At 40.9% G+C, this 237-nt stretch carries 1 protein-coding gene; it reads left to right on the top strand.

Features of this window, described 5'->3' with window-relative positions; translation table 11 throughout:
- Window positions 1-237 (top strand): BCCT family transporter (locus FQ668_RS28215; RefSeq protein ID WP_178097278.1); only part of this gene is annotated, 237 nt, incomplete at both ends.

Genomic DNA, 237 nt, shown 5'->3' with positions numbered 1-237 from the left:
GTACTGACTACACTATTGGGCAAGATAATGTCCAGAAATGGGGGTTTGATGTTCACAACCCTGTCTTCGGGATTAGTGCGGGATTTATTGCACTGCTTCTATTACTAACCGTCATTGTTGACGCGGATACGGCAAAATCTGCTCTTGATGGTATCAAACTAGCAATCATTGATAAATTTGATTGGCTATTCATGTGGTCTGGGAACATATTTGTTGTTTTCTGCCTAGCATTGATAG

The sequence above is a fragment of the Pseudomonas sp. Kh14 genome (assembly GCF_900291005.1).
In the GTDB taxonomy this organism is placed as follows: Bacteria; Pseudomonadota; Gammaproteobacteria; order Pseudomonadales; family Pseudomonadaceae; genus Aquipseudomonas; species Aquipseudomonas alloputida.
The sequence above is the reverse complement of the archived record's forward strand: the minus strand, read 5'-3'. Positions and strand labels throughout refer to the sequence as shown.